A 19,764-nucleotide genomic window follows, 5' to 3' on the forward strand; every position below is an offset into this window, starting at 1 on the left:
GCCCGTAGGAGCCCGCTTGCGGGCGATCCAGCGCGGCTAAAGCCCCTCCCACGAATCGTGGCGGACCCCGCCCCGTGGGAGGCGCTTCAGCGGCGAGCTTTTCAGCTCCGCATCACGCAGGCACCGATGGCTAGCTCAACACCTCGAGATAACGCGCCAGCGTCTCCTGCTCCGTGGCGAACCACTGTTGCGCTTCGCTGCTGCTCGGCGTCGCGAGGTCGGCTCGCCAATCCGGCTCGAGGGTATCGACGATGAAGGTACGCACCCGCGCACGGCCATCCTGCGGATGGTGCAGGTACTGGCGGACGCGCCCCTGCACCGGCGGCTCGAAACCCTCCAGGGTCAGCACCTGCCCGACGCGCGCCGGCACGGTGGACAGTTGCACGCGGTAGTCGCCCTGCGCATCGATGCTGGCCAGCGAGGTTTCGCAGTCGAGCAGCGCCGCCAGGGCCGCAGCATCGCCACAGGCCTGCGCCACCCGCTCACGCAATGACATGCTCGACGGCCGCGGCTCGAGCGCTCGCCCCTGCACCCAGCCAAGCTGCTCGCCGCAGACGATCAGGCCACCCCCACGACGCAGCACCTGGCCGGTTTCGCCGTCGCATTCTTCCAGCAGGCGCAGGCCGATCAACGGCCCCCTGCCGGCCTGCAGGCGCCAATCTTCGACATAGGCGCCCGTGGTGCCGAACTCGATCATGCAGTTGCCGATGCGCTGCAGCCGCGCCGGCTCCGGCCAGCGGTTGTGCAACTGCAGCGAGACCCCGCCGCGCCAGCTGAGCATGCCGCCCTCCCAGAGGCTGTCGGCCACCCAGCCTTCGTGATTGGCCAGCACGCGCAGCTCGGCGGCGTCATAGTTCTGCCAGGCGCGCCCCGGCAATGGCGGCCCCTCCGGCAGGCGCAGGTCGATAGTGAAGGTGCGGCTCTGCAACCAGTGCACCTGGGTGCGTTCGTCGCTGCGGCCATCGGCGAAGCTGATGGTGCGCCGGCGAAAGTGCCCGAGCATCCAGTCCGGCACGCCGCCCTCGACGCGCATCGGGTGGCGTGCCGCCAGTTCGAACAGGTTCATGCCGTCACCTCCCGGCGCCCCTGGCCGAAGCTGGACAGGCCCAGCGTGCCATCGGGGAGCTGCAGTGTGCCGTCCTCCAGACGCTCGCGCAGGTAACGAAAGGTCTGCGCGGTCTGCGCGAACAGGTGATCGCCGCAGCTCACCGGCTGGTACACCCGCTCACCCCGGGGCGCCAGGCCGGCAATCGGCGCGATGCGCGTCGGGTAATCGCAGGCGCAGAACAGCGGGAAGGCGAAACGCTCCTCGCTGACCTTGCGCACGCGGTGCGAGGTGGCGACGAACTGGCCGTTGCTGAGCACCTCGAGCATGTCGCCGATGTTGATCACGAAGGCGTCCTCGATCAGCGGCACGTCGATCCACTGCCCGTCGCCGTTGAGCACCTGCAGTCCCTCGGCAGTCGGCAACAGAATGGTGAAGCACTCGTAGTCGGTGTGCGCGCCGATGCCGGGGCGGTCCGCCACCGGGTCAGGGTCGAGCGGATAGTGGATCATGCGCAGCTGGCTGGTGGGGTGACGGGTGATACTGGCGAAGGTGTCCTCGGCCAGCCCCAACGCCAGGGCGAAACCGCGAAACAATGTGTCGCCCAGCGCCAGCGCGGCACGGTAGTAGGCGCTCACCTCGCGCTTGAAGTCGTCCGAGTCCGGCCACTGGGTCGGCCCCAGCAGCGGGTATACCTGCACCGCTTCGGTGTAGTCGTAATTGACGTCGTAGGCTTCCTTGAGGTCCTGGCTGCCGCCGGCGAACTGCTCCTCGCCTTCCGGCACGTAGCCGCTGTGGTTGCTCGACTGACCGATGTAGAAGCGCATCTTTTCCGCCAGCGGCCGGGCGAAGAAGCTGCGCGCCTGGCGGATCAGCCCCTGGCGCAGCTCGCGGGCAATACCGTGCCCGCTGATCTGCAGAAAGCCGACGTCGCGCGCGGCGCGGCCGAGTTCGTCGGCCACGCGCTGGCGCGCGGCCAGGTCGGCACAATTGAGACCGGAGATATCGACAAGCGGAATGGACGTGAAATGGGTATGCGCCATGGCAAGCTCCCTTGAACAAGTGAGTTACCTGGTCGTCCAGACAAGCAGCGGAGTCGGGTCGTCCCGAAGGCGCCGGCGAGGCCGCCTCTGCAGCCAGGCTGGTAGCGATTTCCATGCCACCGCGCTGGGGCGCCGGGAAGCGCATTTCACGCGTCGCCCGCCCTCGAACGGTGCAACGGGCGCCGAAGCGGCCCCATCAGGCAGCACCGATGCCGCCTTGCCCGACCGCCAACCCGTGGTTCACCGCGTTTACCGACCTGGCACGCAATTCGCTACGACCTCAGCGTGCAGGTTCCAACCGGGATTTCCCGGAATCGCGGCACCACAATTTGCGAAATGGATGACTAGGGTTCCGATCCGCCCAGGCGGGTGACTGGTCCGAGAGTCATCGACCTCCGATGAGGTTACACGGCGGGATAAAAGCCCGGGAGAACGCGCCTTTCGAACGCTTCGAAACGTGCCGCGACTCCTGCCCGTACTCATCAAGACTGGAGGTTCCAATGCGCAAGTACCGTCTGCTCTCCTTCGCTGCCGCCGGCCTGGCCGCAGTACTCAGTTTCAGCGCCCACGCCGAGAAGAAAGACAGTTTCAGCGTCTGCTGGACGCTCTACGCCGGCTGGATGCCCTGGGGCTATGCCAGCACCTCCGGCATCATCGACAAATGGGCGAAGAAATACGGCATCGACATCGACGTCGTGCAGCTCAACGACTACGTCGAGTCCATCAACCAGTACAGCGTCGGCCAGTTCGACGGCTGCACCATGACCAACATGGACGCCCTGACCATTCCGGCCGCTGGCGGCGTCGATTCCACCGCACTGCTGGTCGGTGACTACTCCAACGGCAACGACGGCCTGCTGATCAAGGGCGAAGGCAAGACCCTGGCCGACCTCAAGGGCATGCCGGTCAACCTGGTCGAGCTGTCGGTCTCCCACTACTTCCTCGCTCGCGCCCTGGAAAGCGCCGGCATGAGCGAGCGCGACGTGACGGTGGTGAACACCTCCGACGCCGACATCATCGCCGCCTACACCACGCCCGGCGTGGAGGCCGCCGCCACCTGGAACCCGATGCTGGCGGAAATTCTCGCCCAACCGGGCAGCACCCAGGTCTTCGACTCGTCGAAGATTCCCGGCGAAATCCTCGACATGATGGTGGTCAACACCCAGACCCTGAAAGACAACCCGGACTTCGGCAAGGCCCTGACCGGCGCCTGGTTCGAGATTCTCGAACTGATGCAGGCCGGCACCGCCGAGAGCAGCGAAGCGCTGAGCGAAATGGCCAAGGCCTCCGGGACCGACCTCGCCGGCTACCAGTCGCAGCTGGCCACCACCAAGCTGTTCTACACGCCGCAGGACACCCTGGACTTCATCACCAGCCCGGCGCTGCCGGAGACCATGACCAAGGTCGCCAGCTTCAGCTTCGACCACGGCATCCTCGGTGAAGGCGCACGCAGCGCCGATGCCATCGGCATGACCTTCGCCGGCGGCGTCAGCACGGGCGACAGCGCCAACATCAAGCTGCGCTTCGACCCCAGCTACGTGCAGATGGCCGTCGACGGCAAGCTCTGACGCCATCCCATCGCAACGATGATCAGGCGCCCTCTGGCGCCTGACGCTCCGGCTTTGATCCCGAGGTTCCCATGCACACTGCCCTTACCCTGCGCCCGAGCCTGTACGAAGAGACCGTACCTGGCGGCGGGCATACCTCATTCATCCTCAAGCGCGGACAACTGCTGCGCATCACCGACATCGAGGGCGGCGCCAACGTCAGCCTGCTGCTGTTCAACGCCGGCGAAAAGAGCGAGCGCCTGAACCTGCCGGACACCCTCAAAGGCCAGCACACCGCCAAGCTCACCGCCGGCCATTGCCTGTACTCGGACATGGGCAGGGTGCTGGCCGCGATCACGGCCGATACCTGCGGCTGGCACGACAGTTTCGCCGGCGTGCTCAACGCCGCCGAGACGCTGGAGAAGTACGGCCAGGGCCGCTACCAGGAACTGCGCAACGGTTTCTTCCGCAACGGCATGGACAACCTGCTGGTGGAGATGGGCAAGTGGGACCTGAACCTGCAGGACCTGCTGATGAACCTCAACCTCTTCAGCCGCGTGGATGTCGACGCCGCCGGGGCCTTCCACTTCCAGCCCGGCAACAGCCAGGCCGGCGACTACATCGAACTGTACGCGCCGATGGACACCCTGGTGGTGCTCACCGCCCTGCAACACCCGATGGACCCGAACCCGCAGTACGCGCCCAAGCCCGTGCAGCTGAGCTGGAGCAAGGTCGCCAGCGACGGCATCAGCGTACTCTGCCGCACCTCGCGCCCGGAGAACGGCCGTGCCTTCCACAACACCGAACGCCAGTACATCTGAGGGTGCCGACATGAGCCTGACCGCAAGCAACCTGCATCCCGAAACCGCCGTCTACCGACACACCATCCCGGCGGGCGAGCCCTACCTGTTCGAGGTCAGGGCCGGACAGACCCTGCGCCTGCACGACCTGGAAGGCAACCAGGCGATCGACACCCTGTTCTTCGCCGCTGCCAACCCGCGCGAGCGCTTCGACCCGCAGCGCACCCTGCGCAAGCAGAACCGCGTCTACCTGAGCACCGGCACCGTGCTCTACTCCAACCTCGGCAACCCGCTGCTGACCATCACCGCCGATACCTGCGGGCGTCACGACACCCTCGGCGGTGCCTGCGCGCAGGAGAGCAACACCGTGCGCTACGCCCTGGACAAGCGCTACATGCACAGCTGCCGTGACAACTTCCTGCGCGCCAGCCTGCACGACGGCCGCCTGAGCAAACGCGACATCGGCGCCAACATCAACTTCTTCATGAACGTGCCGGTCACGCCCGAAGGCGGCCTGACCTTCGAGGACGGCATCTCCGCGCCCGGCAAGTACGTCGAAATGAAGGCCGAGACCGATGTCATCGTGCTGATCTCCAACTGCCCGCAGCTGAACAACCCCTGCAACGGCTGGAACCCGACGCCCGCCGAAGTGCTGGTGTGGGATTGATTGATGCACTCCCCTCTCCCGCTTGCGGGAGAGGGGCCGGGGGAGAGGGTCATGTCATCAACCGCCCCTCTCCCCAGCCCTCTCCCATGAATGGGAGAGGGAGACAAGCCACCCGGATTTTCCGTCGCGGACGACCGTGGCGCATGACCAATGACGGCGGGACGGCCCGCCATGACCTTCGAGGGTCACCCCATGTTCGAAAAACTGCTGATCGCCAACCGTGGCGCCATCGCCTGCCGCATCCTGCGCACCCTGCGTGAATTGCAGGTCGGCGGCGTGGCCGTGTACTCCGAAGCCGACGCGGCCAGCCTGCATATCCAGCAGGCCGACGAGGCCTTCTCCCTGGGTGAGGGGCCGGCGACGCAGACCTACCTGGTGGTCGACAGGATTCTCACCATCGCCAGGGCCAGTGGCGCCACGGCGATACACCCCGGCTATGGCTTTCTCTCCGAGAACGCCGCCTTTGCCGAAGCCTGCGAAGCGGCGGGCATCGCCTTCGTCGGCCCGACGCCCGAGCAACTGCGCGTGTTCGGCCTCAAGCACACCGCCCGCGCGCTGGCCAGGCAACACGGCGTACCGATGCTCGAAGGCACCGAGCTGCTGGAGAACGTGGCGGCGGCGCTGGCCGCTGGCGAGCAGGTCGGCTACCCGGTGATGCTGAAAAGCACCGCCGGTGGAGGCGGCATCGGCATGCGCGTCTGCCGTTCGGCCGAGGAGCTGAGCGACGCCTTCGACGCCGTCAAACGCCTGGGACAGAACAACTTCAGCGACAGCGGCGTGTTCATCGAAAAATACATCCAGCGTGCCCGTCACCTGGAGGTGCAGGTGTTCGGCGATGGCCAGGGCGAGGTGATCGCCCTCGGCGTGCGCGACTGCTCGGTGCAGCGCCGCAATCAGAAGGTGCTGGAAGAGACTCCGGCGCCGAACCTGCCCGCCGGCATGGCCGATGCACTCTGCGCGGCAGCGATCAAGCTGGCCAAGGCGGTCGACTACCGCAGTGCCGGCACCGTGGAGTTCGTCTATGACAGCGAGGCGCAGCGCTTCTACTTCCTCGAAGTGAACACTCGCCTGCAGGTCGAGCACGGCGTCACCGAACAGGTCTGGGGCGTCGACCTGGTGCGCTGGATGATCGAACTGGCCGCCGGTGACCTGCCGCCGCTGAGCGAACTGGCCGCCGGGCTGCGCCCCAGTGGGCATGCCATCCAGGCACGCCTGTATGCCGAAGATCCGGGCCGGGACTTCCAGCCCAGCCCCGGTCTGCTCACCGCCGTGGCCTTCCCGCCCGCCGATGGCAAGGCGCTGCGCATCGACACCTGGGTCGAGGCCGGCTGCGAGATTCCACCCTATTTCGACCCGATGATCGCCAAGCTGATCGCCTGGGCCCCGGCCCGCGCACAGGCCAGTGCCGCGCTGGACCAGGCCCTGGCGGATTCCGTGCTCCACGGCGTGGAATGCAACCGCGACTACCTGCGCCAGATTCTGGCCGACGCCCCCTTCGCCAGCGGCTCACCCTGGACACGCTGCCTGGAAGGCCTGGTCTACCAGGCCAGCACCTTCGACGTGCTCAGTGCCGGCACCCAGACCAGCGTGCAGGACTACCCCGGCCGCCTCGGCTACTGGGCCGTGGGGGTGCCGCCCTCCGGGCCGATGGACGACCGCGCCCTGCGCCTGGGCAACCGCCTGCTCGGCAACGACACCGCAGCAGCCGGCCTGGAAATCACCATGAGCGGCCCGACCCTGCGCTTCAATTGCGATGCCGTGGTGGCCGTCACCGGCGCCGATATCCCGCTGAGCGTCGACGGCGCCGCGCAACCGATGAACACGGCCCTGCTGATCCACGCCGGCAGCACCCTGGCCCTCGGCACCATCGCAGGCAGTGGCGCGCGCAGCTACCTGAGCGTTCGCGGCGGCATCCAGGTGCCGGACTACCTGGGCAGCAAGAGCACCTTCACCCTCGGCCAGTTCGGCGGCCACGGCGGTCGTGCCCTGCGCGCCGGCGACGTCCTGCACATCCCGACGCTGAACGAACGCAGCGCAGGCGCACGACTGCCTGCCGAGCTCTGCCCGGCCCTGCCAGCGCTGCGCGAACTGCGGGTGATCTACGGCCCCCACGGCGCGCCGGAATACTTCACGCAGGCCTATGTCGACAGCTTCCTCGCCACCGACTGGGAAGTGCACTTCAACTCCAGCCGCACCGGCGTGCGCCTGATCGGGCCGAAGCCCGAATGGGTACGCGACAGCGGCGGCGAGGCCGGCCTGCACCCGTCGAACATCCACGACAACCCCTACGCCATCGGTGCGGTGGACTTCACCGGCGACATGCCGGTGATCCTCGGCCCAGACGGCCCCAGCCTGGGCGGTTTCGTCTGCCTGGTGACCATCATCGAGGCCGACCTCTGGCAGCTCGGCCAGCTCAAGGCCGGCGACAAGGTGCGCTTCGTGCCGGTGGAGATCGCCACGGCGCGGGAGCTTGCCAAAGCCAGTGCAATCGAGTGCACCACACTCCGTAGGAGCGGCTTCAGCCGCGATATAGCTGGCACACCAATCGCGGATAAATCCGCTCCTACAGGCTCCCCCATCGTGCTCGACCTAGGCGAAGCCGACACCCGCCTGGTCGCGCGCCTGTCCGGCGACACCCACCTGCTGCTGGAGATCGGCCAGCCGGAGCTCGACCTGGTCCTGCGCTTCCGTGGCCACGCGCTGATGCAGGCACTGGAAGCCAAGCGCCTCGACGGCGTGATCGACCTCACCCCGGGCATCCGCTCGCTGCAGCTGCACTACCAGCCGGAAACCCTGCCCCTGCAGACGCTGCTCGACATCGTCGCCGGCGAATGGGACGCGGTCTGCGCCGCGCGCGATCTGCAGGTGCCGTCGCGCATCGTCCACCTGCCGCTGTCCTGGGACGACCCGGCCTGCCAGTTGGCCATCGAGAAATACATGACCACCGTGCGCAAGGACGCCCCCTGGTGCCCGAGCAACCTGGAGTTCATCCGCCGCATCAACGACCTGCCGAACCTCGACGAGGTGTACCGCACCGTATTCGACGCCAGCTACCTGGTCATGGGCCTGGGCGACGTCTACCTGGGGGCACCGGTGGCCACGCCGCTCGATCCACGTCATCGCCTGGTCACCACCAAGTACAACCCGGCACGCACCTGGACGGCGGAGAATTCGGTGGGCATCGGCGGCGCCTACATGTGCGTGTACGGCATGGAAGGCCCCGGCGGCTACCAGTTCGTCGGCCGTACCCTGCAGATGTGGAATCGCTACCGTGAGGTCGCGGCCTTCGACGGCAAGCCCTGGCTGCTGCGCTTCTTCGACCAGATCCGCTTCTACCCGGTATCGGCCTCCGAGCTGCTGCGCATCCGCCGCGATTTTCCGCTCGGCCGCTTCGACCTGCGTATCGAGCACAGCGAACTGGCGCTGGCCGACTACCAGCAGTTCCTCGCGGATGAGGCCGATGGCATTGCCGCCTTCCGCCACCAGCAGCGTGCTGCCTTCGACGCCGAGCGGCAGCGCTGGATCGACAGCGGCCAGGCGCATTTCGAGGTCGAGGAAGCCGCACCGGAGCAGGCGGAAGACGCGCCACTCGGCGTCGGTCAGCATGCCATCGAAAGCCACGTGGCCGGCAACCTCTGGCAGGTGCAGGTCAGCGAAGGCGCGCAGGTTCAGGCAGGTGACGTGCTGGTGATTCTCGAATCGATGAAGATGGAGATCCCGCTGACCGCCCCCATGGCCGGCACCGTGCGCGAAGTGCGCGTGCAACCGGGCTCGCCGGTGCGCGCCGGGCAGCGCGTGGTGGTCCTGGACGAAGCCTGAGATTCGCCGCTGAAGCCCCTCCCACAGCGCCCCTGTGGGAGGACTTCCACCACAACCGCCGACCCCGTCCACCCCGCCCCGTAGGAGCGGCCTCAGCAGCGACTCCTCCGCGACCCCGCCCACACGAGGTCCCGTGGAAGAAGCCCCAGCCACAACCTCCCGCCCCATCCCGTAGGAGCGGCTTCAGCCGCGATTCCTCTCCAAGCCCGCAACACGAGCCACCGTGGGAGGGGCTTCAGCCGCGACCGCATCCTGGCAATCAACACCATCATCTCCAACCATCGCATCCACTCTCGCAGCCCCCCGCCCCGAACGCGATCCAGAAGCGAAATGCCCGCAACGTCCAGGTTTCACCCACACCACACAACGCTCATCGCCACCGATCACAACTGGCGCTCCCCCCGCCCGGCACGCTAGCATCACGCCATCAGATAGCCCCGGGTTACCCATGTCACTGCCTCCCACACGGCACACGCAAGCCTCGTTGGTGTTGTTGCTCCTGTTCCTGCTCGGCAGCGGCTTTCTCACCACTTCGCTGCTGAGCTACTACGCCTCGCGCGACTCGATTCGCGACAGCATCATCAACACCGAGCTACCGCTGACCTCCGACACCGTCTACTCGGAGATCCAGAAGGACCTGGTGCGCCCCATCCTCATCTCCTCGATGATGGCCCGCGACACCTTCCTGCGTGACTGGGTACTGGCCGGCGAGCAGGACACCGCGCAGATGACGCGCTACCTGCGCGAAGTCCAGGAACACTATGGCGCCTTCACCAGCTTCTTCGTCTCCGACAAGAGCAGCACCTACTACCAGTCCAAGGGGGTGCTCAAACGGGTCAAACCGGATGAACCACGCGACGTCTGGTACTACCGCGTGCGCATGCAGCCGGAGCCCTACGAGATCAATGTCGACGTCGACATGGCCAACGCCGACCGCCTGACCATCTTCATCAACTACAAGGTGGTCGACTACGACGGCAACTTCATCGGGGCCGCCGGCGTCGGCCTGGCCGTCGATGCGGTGGTCAAACTGATCGACGACTACCAGCAACGCTACGAACGCAGCGTCTACTTCGTCGACACCACCGGACGCATCACCCTTACCGGCGCGCAGGGCGGGCCGCAGGGGGCGAAGGTCGGTGATTCGCTGGCCGACATCCCCGGCCTGAGCGACATGCTGGAGAAGCTGCCCAGTCCGCAGAGCGGCCGCTTCGAGTACCAGGAGCATGGCCGCGAGCACTTCCTAAACGTGCGCTACATTCCCGAGCTGGAGTGGTACCTGTTCGTCGATAAACACGACAAGGCCCTGGCCGGCATCCGCCAGGGGCTCTACATCAACCTGCTGCTGTGCCTGCTGGTCACCGCCATCGTGCTGACACTGGTAAGCCTGGCGATCCGCCGCTACCAGCAGCGCATCGCCGCCCTGGCCACCACCGATGTGCTCACCGAGCTGCCCAACCGCCGCGGTTTCGACATCCTCGCCGAGCAGGCCCTGCAGGAAGCCCAGCGCGAGCAGAGCCCGCTCTGCGCGGTGCTGCTCGACCTCGACAACTTCAAGCTGATCAACGACGAGCATGGCCACCTCGCTGGCGACGAAGTCCTGCAGCGTTTCGCCCGGCAACTGCGTGACAAGCTGCGCCAGTCCGACATCCTCTGCCGCTGGGGTGGCGAGGAGTTCATCCTGCTGCTGAAGAACACCGACCGCCAAGCCGCCCATGACCTGGCCGAAAAGCTGCGCCAGCAATGCGCGGAACAGCGCTATGCCATCGCCGGCCAGACACTGCAGGTCACCGCCAGCCTCGGTCTCAGCCAATGGCAACCGGGCGAGAGCCTGCATAGCCTGCTCGGTCGTACCGACCGCGCGCTGTACCGCGCCAAGCAATCCGGGCGCGACCGCGTCTGCGTCGAACAGTGATGGATACCCAGCGCTGCCCGCTGTGCGGCAAGGCCAATGATTGCAGCATCGCCGTGGGGCGCAGCGACGAACCCTGCTGGTGCTTCGGGGCGCAGATCGATCCCGCCGCACTCGAACGCCTGACGCCCGAGCAGCGCGACACGGCCTGCCTGTGCCCGGCCTGCGCCGGCGCAGTGGATGCCGCGCAGCGCTCTGAGCGGGACTAAGCCATGCGCCTGGACCGTTTCCTCAGCAACTTCCCGCGCTTCAGCCGCCAGGACAGCCGCCTGCTGGTCAGCGCCGGACGAGTGCGGGTGGATGGCGCAGTGGTGCGCGACCCGCGTAGCGAAGTCCGTGACTTCCAGCGCGTGGAACTGGACGACGAACTGCTGCAGGCGGGCCGCAGCGCGCGCTACTGGATGCTGCACAAACCAGTCGGCGTGGTCAGCGCGACCGAGCACAAGGAACACCGTACCGTGCTCGATCTGCTCGACGAGCCGGACAAGCACGACCTGCACCTGGCCGGCCGCCTCGACCTGGGCACCAGCGGCCTGCTGCTGATCACCAACGATGGCCGCTGGTCACGCCGCATCACCCAGCCGCAGCAGCGCAAGCCGAAGGTCTACCACGTCACCACCGAACAGCCGATCACCGACGAATACGCCGAGGTCTTCGCCCGTGGGCTGTACTTCGCCTTCGAAGACCTCACCACCCTGCCCGCCCAGCTCGAACTGCTGGACAGCCACCGCGCCCGCCTGACCCTGTTCGAGGGGCGCTACCATCAGGTCAAGCGCATGTTCGGTCACTTTCGCAATCGCGTCGTCGCATTGCACCGCGAAAGCATGGGCGAGATCGTCCTCGATCCGCAGCTCGCCCCCGGCCAGTACCGCGCCCTCACCGCCACGGAAATCGCCAGCGTCTGATCGCAACGCAGCCGCGAAACCTGACTACCCGACCAACGGTGCCCACAACGGACGATAAAGATGTGACTCGCCCTTGCATCGCTGCAAGGCAACTGCTTGAATCGCACCATAAGTCTCTAGATGACCAACCGGTCACGACGAGACAAGCCGTGTTTTTTTCAGTTATTGGCGCGCTGCGCCGACTGGATTCCTGCCTGGTAACACCGCTCTCTCCCAGCCTCGAAAAGGCTTGGAGCGTTTGCCTGTTTCGATCCTAACTGATTGAAATTCCTAGACTTATAAAAATCTCCCGCCTGACATCAAGCTGTCACGCTCAGGCGCTTTTCTGACTGCTCAATCAAATGCGAACGGCCGCCCGCTCGCCTTGACCCATTTGCGCCAGGAGGAAACGACATGAGGCCAGAAACCGCAGTCGTCGAGATCAACAGGAAGCACAAGGTTCATACGGAGTTCTACGGCAATCCGGCAGCAAGCAAGACCGTCATTCTGGTCAATGGCTCTCTGGCGACCACGGCCTCGTTCACGCAAACCGTCAAATACCTGCAGCCCCAGTTCAACGTGGTGGCCTTCGACCTGCCCTACGCCGGGCAGTCGAAGCCGTACAACAGCGACTTCACGCCGATCAGCAAGGAGGACGAGGCCGCTATCCTGCTCAAGCTGATCGACCACTACCGCGCCCAGTATCTGATGTCCTTCTCCTGGGGCGGCGTCGCCTCCATGCTCGCCCTGGCCCAGCGCCCTGCCACACTGGAGAAGGCCGCCATCTGCTCCTTCTCGCCGATCCTCAACGTGCCGATGCTCGACTACCTGCAGAAGGGCCTGCGCTTCCTCAATGCCGTGGATCGCGACAACATCGCCCTGCTGGTCAACAGCACCATCGGCAAGCACCTGCCGTCGCTGTTCAAGCGCTTCAACCACAAGCACGTCAGCACCCTGGACGAACACGAGTACCGGCAGATGTACGCACACATCAAGCAGGTGCTGAACATGGAGGCGCACTGCAGCATGGAGTGCCTGCAGGCCATCGACATCCCGCTGCTGTTCGTCAACGGCGACCGCGACGAATACACCTCGGTGGAAGATGCCTGCCTGTTCGCCCAGCACATCGACAACGCCCAGTTCGCGGTGATCGACGATGCCGGGCACTTCCTCGACATGGAGCACAAGGCTGCCTGGCTGCAGTGCCAACGCGTACTGCTGGACTTCTTCAACGCCCCCAGCAAACGCCTGCAACTGCCGGCCAAAGGCGACCTGCGCGACCTCCAGGCCGTCGCGGTATGACGGCCCGCAAGCGCGGAGCGGCTGCATCTGTCGCAACGCTTCGCGCTTCATTTCTGTGCCGAGTTCCGGTATAAAGGCACCCGCTGCGGGTGTCGTATAATGGTAATACCCTAGCTTCCCAAGCTAGAGCCGTGGGTTCGATTCCCATCACCCGCTCCAGACAGTCAAGAAAAGCCCCGTCATCACTGACGGGGCTTTTTCGTTTTTTGTGTTTGGCCAGCCTGAGCTCAAGCACTCAGGCTAGAAAAGATGCCGGCATTAAGGTCAGCCAGAGGACAAATCGCCTTCTTTTTTCCCGGATGCCCCTCGACGCACTGACGAAAACCTACCTTCATCCCCCTGTGGCCAGCAGGAAGTAGCTAGACACCGATGTGCCCTAACACACGCCCCAGTGGCGTCGGCCAGAATGAATTGCTAGGCCGCCCCAGGCCTGTGTACGGCCAAGCGTTAACCTACTTTGGGAGAAGGCACTTTGCAGCAATGAACGCTACGGCGCCTGAAAGAGGTACCAGCAAGAGCGTGACCCCAAGCCCACCGAAACGGCAGGCGAGCGCCGGCAGAGTGAAGGCATCGCTACAGGCATTACGTGAGATGAAATCCAGATGGTTCGTGACCCACCACAACGTCAGAAACGAGACCAGCAACCCAATGGCCACTGAGACGGCTGTTCTCATCAAAATCTTGGAGTCGTTCATACGGTCTGACGTCCGAGGTTCAAGGAAAAAGGGATAGAACTGTTTATAGGCAGCTCAGCCGACAACAAAACTAATCGAAGCCTGCCCCAACGCGACATAGCGATCATCCAGCAAGCAGCTAGATGCTGGGATGCCCGAGCACATCAAGCCAAATGCGGGTGAAGTATTCGAATGGCAACGCCTGCTCAAGGGGCAGGCCTCAGCCCATCCCAGCAAGCGACGCTAGCCACAGCAGCCAGACATGTCTAGCCACCCCGTGTCAAAAATGGCGAAGGGCAAGGAAGATTCCGCACTGATCGCGCAAGGCGTGTGAAGCCTCACGTACAGGTGACGACCAGGGGCCTGGAGGATATTCGACGTTGCCAGTCGTCACTGCTGTTTCGATATGATGGCGGCCGTTACCGCATGCCAAGAAATGGAATTCCCTCATGAACGATCGCCAGTTCCTCACCAGACGCAGCATCCACCTGTGCCGTCTGATCCTGCTGACCCTCGCCATCTACAGCGGATGCGAGGTGCTCATCGAGCTCTGGCACAGTGAGTACTCTGCGGCGCGGAGCAATCTCGCAGCGATGATCATGCTGCTGTTTTTCTGGTCGCTTGAACCACTGACCAACAGCCTGCAGAAATCCAGTTCATCACCGGAGCAGCGATAGATTCGCGGAATACGTCCGAGGCGTTCCTGCCATCTGCCATGTCGCCAGGGCTGCTGAGAAGCGACCGCCCTCCCCATTCATGGGAACTTCTGCCCCCCAGGGCCTACAGAAAACTATGTGTCTTTTTCTGGAGGCCCCTGGCGATGGAGCAATGGAATATCTGGCTGGACCAAGAGTTCTGGCTCAACGTGGCGATCGTCGTGGTTGCCACCGCGCTGATCTACAGCGTGTTGCGTACCCTGGTCAGCACGCTGCACAAACGACTCAAGGCCTGGTCGAAGGGTCAGGACGGCAGTTGGCCGAACTTCCTGGCGGCGGTGATCGGCCGCACCAGCCGCTCGTTGCTCCTGGCGTTTTCCTTGCTGCTGGCGTTGCGCCTGCCGGAGCTGCCCGACGGCTGGCAGAGCGCGCTGAGTCATACCTGGTTCGTCGCCCTGGCCCTGCAGGTGGCGCTGTGGGTCGATAGCGGCGTGCGCCTGTGGTCGCGCAGTCTGCTGATGAGCAAGAACGGCGGCCACTACAACCCGGTGATGACCACCATCATCAGCATCATGGTCCTGATCGTGGTGTGGTCGGTGATGCTGCTGTCGATCCTGGCCAACCTGGGGGTGGATATCACGGCGCTGGTGGCCAGCCTGGGCGTCGGCGGTATCGCCGTGGCACTGGCGGTGCAGACGGTCCTCAGCGATGTGTTCGCCTCGCTGTCGATCGGCGTCGACAAGCCGTTCGAGATCGGCGATTTCGTGGTCTTCGGCGAGGTGGCCGGGACCATCGAGCACATCGGCCTGAAGACCACGCGCATCCGCTCCCTCAGCGGTGAGCAGGTGGTCTGTGCCAACGCCGATCTGCTGCGCCAGGTGGTGCACAACTACAAGCGCATGGACACACGCCGCATCGTCTTCAAGTTCGGTATCAACTACGACACGCCGAGCGACAAGGTCCGCCAGGTGGCCGAGGCGGTCGGCGATATCGTCCGGGCCACGCCCAAGGCCAGGTTCGACCGCGCGCATTTCCTCGGTTTCGACGAAAGCCAGCTGACCTTCGAAGTGGTCTACATCGTCCTGACCTCGGACTACAACCAGTACATGGACATCCAGCAGGAGATCAACCTGCAACTGCTCGATGCCTTGCGCGACCTGGACGTGCGCTTCGCCCTGCCCCGTCGCGACCTGCGCCTGGTGGGCGAACGCACGCCAGTGATCAAGGTCGCCGGCATGCCGCAGCAGGTCGACAACGGTGAGCCCCGTGACGATCAACGGCTGCCCCGGTTCAGCTAGGCGGTGCGGACAACGGCCCAACTGATGACGCGGGGTGGGCGCGCCAGTCAAGGGGGGCCGCCACGCCTGCCCGAGCCTTCGGTGACGGCGACTGGGCCGCTTCGTAAAATATCAACAACGCCTGCCCGGCAGCGCAGCCGCACACCCCTGATTGCCTGTACTCCCCACCCTTGGGGCTCATCGTTTGTCGATTTTCTGCTCAGCAGGCTTTTATCTGTTTGACATATTTTACGTTTTTGGCAGACTGCCCGCCCATTGCGGCAAGTGGCCGCGAACCCGCAGCGGCATCTGCCGTGGCGGTTTCGCTCGCCAGCCGTGACACGCCATGAAAACAACAATTCTGTCGGTCCAGGCGGCCTAGCGGGCACTGCCCACGCCGGACGACGGGCGAGCCACTGGTATCCACCCCATGCTGATCTGGTTTGTTGCGATCTACCTGCTGTTCACCGTCGGTGTCGGCTTCTATGCATCCACCCGTGTCAAGAACGCCAAGGACTTTGCCGCTGGCGGCAGGAGCATGTCCTTCCCCCTGGTCGCGGCCATGGTGTTCGCCACCTGGTTCGGTTCCGAAGCCCTGCTGGGCATACCCGCCACCTTCATCGAAGACGGTTTCGCCGGCATCGTCGAGGACCCCTTCGGCTCCTTCGGTTGCCTGATGCTGGTCGGCCTGATCTTCGCCCGCCCGCTGTACCGCATGAACCTGCTGACCATCGGCGACTTCTTTCGCAAGCGCTACGGCCCGCACGTGGAGATTTTCACCAGCCTGGTGATCATCGGCTCGTACCTGGGTTGGGTGGCAGCGCAGCTGACCGCCCTGGGCGTGGTGTTCAACGTACTTTCCGACGGGTCCATCAGCACCACGCAGGGGATGCTGATCGGCACCGGCATCGTGCTGCTCTACACCCTGTTCGGCGGCATGTGGTCGGTGGCGCTGACCGACTTCATGCAGATGATCATCATCGTTCTGGGGCTGGTCTACCTGACCTGGCTGATCGGCGACATGGCGGGTGGCGCCGATGTGGTGATCAGCCACGCAGCGGCCGAAGGCAAGTTCGCCTTCATGCATGCCTTCGAGCCACGGGATATCGTTGCCTTCATCGCGGCAGCGGTGACGCTCATGCTCGGCTCGATCCCGCAGCAGGACGTGTACGCCCGCGTCATGTCGGCCAAGACCGAGAACATCGCCGCCCGCGCCTCCATGGCCGGCGCGGTGTTCTACCTGTCGTTCTGCATGCTGCCGATCTTCCTCACCTACGCCGCTTCGCTGATCGACCCGGCAATGGTGCAGCGCTGGCTGGCCGAGGATGCGCAGATGATCCTGCCGCACCTGATCATGGAGCGCACGCCGCTGTTCGCTCAGGTGATGTTCTTCGGTGCCCTGCTGTCGGCAATCATGTCCACCGCCTCGGGTACCCTGCTGGCGCCGTCGGTGACCTTCACCGAGAACATCCTGAAGAACTTCGTGCCGGCGATGAGCGACCGCCAGTTCCTGCTGGCCATGCGTATCAGCGTGGTGGCCATGACCATCGCCACCTCGGTGTTCGCCCTGCACTCCACGGCGAGCATCTACGAGATGGTCGGCAATGCCTACAAGGTGACCCTGGTGGCCGCGGTGGTGCCGCTGTTCGCCGGTCTGTTCTGGAAGCGTGCGACGACCCAGGGCGCGTTGTTTGCCATCGGCCTGGGCCTGGCGAGCTGGATCATCCTGGAACTGACCTATCAGGAAACCGACTTCTGGCCGCCGCAACTGGCGGGTCTGCTGCTCAGCCTGCTGGGGATGGTGGTGGGCTCGCTGATACCGCAGTTCAGCCCTGATCGCGGCGAGAGCGTGCAAGGCATCACAGCGGCAGCCTCGAGCAACGCCTGAAGAACGCAGGGCCCCTCGCTGCATGGAGGGGCCCTTTGCCACTACATAAGCCATTGAAAAACATCGCTTTTAATCTTCACACGAGACATGTCGGCGGCTAATCTGCCGCCCCATGATTCGACGCCTACTCCCCCTGCTCTGCTGTTTCGCCAGCCTCTCCCTCCACGCCGCACCTGCCACCTTTGCCGAGGCCAAGCGCCTGGCCTGGCCGCTGTACGCCAAGCAGTCGACCGAGTTCTATTGCGGCTGCAAATACAGTGGCAATCGCGTGGACCTGCATTCCTGCGGCTACACGCCGCGCAAGAACGCCAATCGCGCTCGGCGTATCGAGTGGGAACACATCGTCCCGGCCTGGGTGATCGGCCATCAGCGCCAATGCTGGCAGAAAGGTGGGCGCAAGAACTGCGCCGCCAACGATACCCAGTTCCGCAAGGCCGAGGCCGACCTGCACAACCTGGTGCCGAGCATCGGCGAGGTGAACGGCGACCGCAGCAACTACAGTTTCGCCTGGCTGCCGCAGAAACCGCACCAGTATGGCCGCTGCCAGACGGTGGTGGACTTCAAGGCGCGCAAGGTGATGCCACGCCCGGCGATTCGCGGAATGATCGCACGCACCTACTTCTACATGGCCGACCGCTACAAGCTGCGCCTGTCGAAGCAGGATCGACAGCTCTACCAGGCGTGGAACAAGGCCTACCCGGTAGAACCCTGGGAGCGCCAGCGCAATCAGCGGGTGGCGTGTGTCATGGGTTGGGGCAACCACCACGTCGGCAGCGTCGACCTGAGTGCCTGTCGCAAGAACCCGTGAAGCCCGCGGCCTGCGCTCAGCCCCGAGGGCTGTTCAGGCGCAGGCGTGGCAAGCGCGCCTCGAGCAGGCGCGCGGCCTGCAGGACCTTGTGATCCTGGAAGCGCCCAGCGACCAACTGCAGGCCAACCGGCAGACCACCGCCGTCCAGGCCACAGGGCAGCGAAGCGGCCGGCTGCTGGGTCAGGTTGAAGGGATAGCTGAAAGGCGTCCACTGCGTCCACTCGCTGAATCGCCCTCCCAGCGGCACCTCGACCCCGGCCTGAAACGGCGCGATGGGCATCATCGGTGTCACCAGCAGATCGTAGCGCTCATGCAGCTGCGCCATCTGCGCCGTCAGCTCGGCCCGCTCGCGGCGAGCCTGCAGGTAGCGTTGCAGACTGATCTCGCAGCCCTGCTCGGCGATACGCCGGAAGCCCGGGTCGAGCTGTGCACGCTGTTGCGCATCGAGTCGTCCGAGAGTCTGGCTCGCGCCGGCGTACCAGAGCGTGGTGAAGGTCTCCTGCGGGTCGCTGAATCCCGGATCGATCCGCTCCACCTGAGCGCCTAGTTCGTGCAGCAGCAACACCGCTTGCTCGACACAGGCCCGAATGTCAGGAGCGACCTCGACGTATCCGAAATCGAGGCTGACCGCCACGCGCCAGCCTTTCAGACTGCTGGGGGCCGGCGCCAGCCAGTCACCGCCGCGCGGATTGCCCAGGTAGCCATCGCGCGAATCGGGCTGCGCCATGACGCTCAGCATCAGCGCACTGTCGGCGGCGTTGCGGGTCATCGGCCCGAGATGCGAGAGCGTGCTCATCGCGCTGGACGGCCACTGCGGCACCCAGCCGAACGTCGGCTTGATGCCAAAGGTGCCGGTGAAGCTGCACGGAATACGGATCGAGCCACCGGCATCGCTGCCCTGGTGCAGCAGGCCGAGGTTCAGTGCAGCCGCCGCCCCCGCGCCGCCGGATGACCCGCCCGGCGTCAGGGCCAGGTTCCACGGGTTGCGGGTGATGCCGTGCAACGGGTTGTCGGTCACCCCCTTCCAGCCGAACTCCGGCGAGGTGGTCTTTCCGATCAGCACCGCACCGGCATTGCGCAAGTGCGCGACAACAGGTGCGTCGGTGTCCCAGGGGCCAGTCGCCGAGCTGGTGGCCGACCCCATGCGCGAGGGCATGCCCCGGGTCAGCGTCAGGTCCTTGATACTGGTGGGGATACCATCGAGCGGACCGCAGGGCTGCCCCGCCAGCCAGCGCGCCTCGGAGGCACGTGCAGCCTGCATCGCCCCTTCGGCATCGACATGACAGAAGGCATTCACCTGCGGGTTGAAGCGCTCAATACGCGCCAGGCAGTCCTCCAGCAGTGCGACCGGGGACAGCGCCTGGCGCCGGAACAGCGCCAGCGCCTCGACGGCTCCGAGGTCGGCCAACTCGTTGGCGGCATCGGTTTGCGAATTCATCGGT

Annotated in this window: 15 protein-coding genes, 1 tRNA gene and 1 riboswitch; of the genes, 13 read left to right on the forward strand and 3 right to left on the reverse strand. The window is 65.0% G+C overall.

What is annotated here, in order from left to right:
- Positions 1–130: 130 nt before the first annotated feature.
- Complete coding sequence (locus E4487_RS21550) at positions 131–1,066, reverse strand: hypothetical protein (RefSeq protein ID WP_175254356.1); 936 nt, start codon at positions 1,064–1,066, stop codon at positions 131–133.
- A complete protein-coding gene (locus E4487_RS21555; protein ID WP_175254357.1) occupies positions 1,063–2,088 on the reverse strand; it encodes an isopenicillin N synthase family oxygenase in 1,026 nt (341 codons plus the stop codon). Before E4487_RS21555 ends, E4487_RS21550 begins: the two co-directional genes overlap by 4 nt.
- A gap of 333 nt (positions 2,089–2,421) precedes the next feature.
- Positions 2,422–2,521: riboswitch (guanidine-I (ykkC/yxkD leader) on the forward strand.
- 67 nt (positions 2,522–2,588) lie between these two features.
- Between E4487_RS21555 and E4487_RS21560 the strand changes: the two genes are divergently transcribed.
- The 13 genes from E4487_RS21560 to E4487_RS21620 all read left to right on the forward strand — a co-directional run bounded on the left by E4487_RS21560 (position 2,589) and on the right by E4487_RS21620 (position 18,322).
- Entirely contained in the window at positions 2,589–3,656 is a 1,068-nt protein-coding gene (locus E4487_RS21560; RefSeq protein WP_047584504.1) for a putative urea ABC transporter substrate-binding protein, read from the forward strand.
- Between the two features lie 71 nt (positions 3,657–3,727).
- On the forward strand, positions 3,728–4,456 hold the full coding sequence (locus E4487_RS21565) for an urea amidolyase associated protein UAAP1 (RefSeq protein WP_150608656.1): 729 nt from the start codon (positions 3,728–3,730) through the stop codon (positions 4,454–4,456).
- Positions 4,457–4,466: 10 nt separating this feature from the next.
- Positions 4,467–5,102, forward strand: coding sequence for an urea amidolyase associated protein UAAP2 (locus E4487_RS21570; protein WP_152488204.1), 636 nt, complete (start codon positions 4,467–4,469; stop codon positions 5,100–5,102).
- 192 nt (positions 5,103–5,294) lie between these two features.
- Complete coding sequence (gene uca, locus E4487_RS21575) at positions 5,295–8,921, forward strand: urea carboxylase (protein ID WP_175254358.1); 3,627 nt, start codon at positions 5,295–5,297, stop codon at positions 8,919–8,921.
- Positions 8,922–9,369: 448 nt separating this feature from the next.
- Complete coding sequence (locus tag E4487_RS21580) at positions 9,370–10,836, forward strand: sensor domain-containing diguanylate cyclase (protein WP_175254359.1); 1,467 nt, start codon at positions 9,370–9,372, stop codon at positions 10,834–10,836.
- Complete coding sequence (locus E4487_RS21585) at positions 10,836–11,042, forward strand: cysteine-rich CWC family protein (protein ID WP_037055405.1); 207 nt, start codon at positions 10,836–10,838, stop codon at positions 11,040–11,042. Before E4487_RS21580 ends, E4487_RS21585 begins: the two co-directional genes overlap by 1 nt.
- Before the next feature lie 3 nt (positions 11,043–11,045).
- Positions 11,046–11,738: a pseudouridine synthase gene (locus tag E4487_RS21590; protein WP_175254360.1), complete on the forward strand. Its 693-nt coding sequence runs from the start codon at positions 11,046–11,048 to the stop codon at positions 11,736–11,738.
- 393 nt (positions 11,739–12,131) lie between these two features.
- The gene (locus E4487_RS21595; protein WP_037055400.1) at positions 12,132–13,019 is read left to right on the forward strand and encodes an alpha/beta fold hydrolase; all 888 of its coding nucleotides are present in this window, start codon (positions 12,132–12,134) and stop codon (positions 13,017–13,019) included.
- Between the two features lie 85 nt (positions 13,020–13,104).
- Positions 13,105–13,178 (forward strand) — tRNA-Gly (locus E4487_RS21600).
- Positions 13,179–14,142: 964 nt separating this feature from the next.
- On the forward strand, positions 14,143–14,370 hold the full coding sequence (locus E4487_RS21605) for a hypothetical protein (RefSeq protein ID WP_175254361.1): 228 nt from the start codon (positions 14,143–14,145) through the stop codon (positions 14,368–14,370).
- Between the two features lie 143 nt (positions 14,371–14,513).
- Entirely contained in the window at positions 14,514–15,647 is a 1,134-nt protein-coding gene (locus tag E4487_RS21610) for a mechanosensitive ion channel family protein (RefSeq protein WP_037055395.1), read from the forward strand.
- A gap of 409 nt (positions 15,648–16,056) precedes the next feature.
- A complete protein-coding gene (locus E4487_RS21615; RefSeq protein ID WP_175254362.1) occupies positions 16,057–17,514 on the forward strand; it encodes a sodium:solute symporter family protein in 1,458 nt (485 codons plus the stop codon).
- A 112-nt stretch (positions 17,515–17,626) separates the two neighbouring features.
- Positions 17,627–18,322, forward strand: coding sequence for an endonuclease (locus tag E4487_RS21620; RefSeq protein ID WP_175254363.1), 696 nt, complete (start codon positions 17,627–17,629; stop codon positions 18,320–18,322).
- A 16-nt stretch (positions 18,323–18,338) separates the two neighbouring features.
- Here the strand turns inward: E4487_RS21620 and E4487_RS21625 are convergent, their stop codons facing one another.
- A complete protein-coding gene (locus E4487_RS21625) occupies positions 18,339–19,760 on the reverse strand; it encodes an amidase (RefSeq protein ID WP_037055391.1) in 1,422 nt (473 codons plus the stop codon).
- Between the last annotated feature and the right edge of the window lie 4 nt (positions 19,761–19,764).

The organism is Pseudomonas sp. BMW13, assembly GCF_013357275.1.
GTDB lineage: Bacteria > Pseudomonadota > Gammaproteobacteria > Pseudomonadales > Pseudomonadaceae > Aquipseudomonas > Aquipseudomonas khazarica.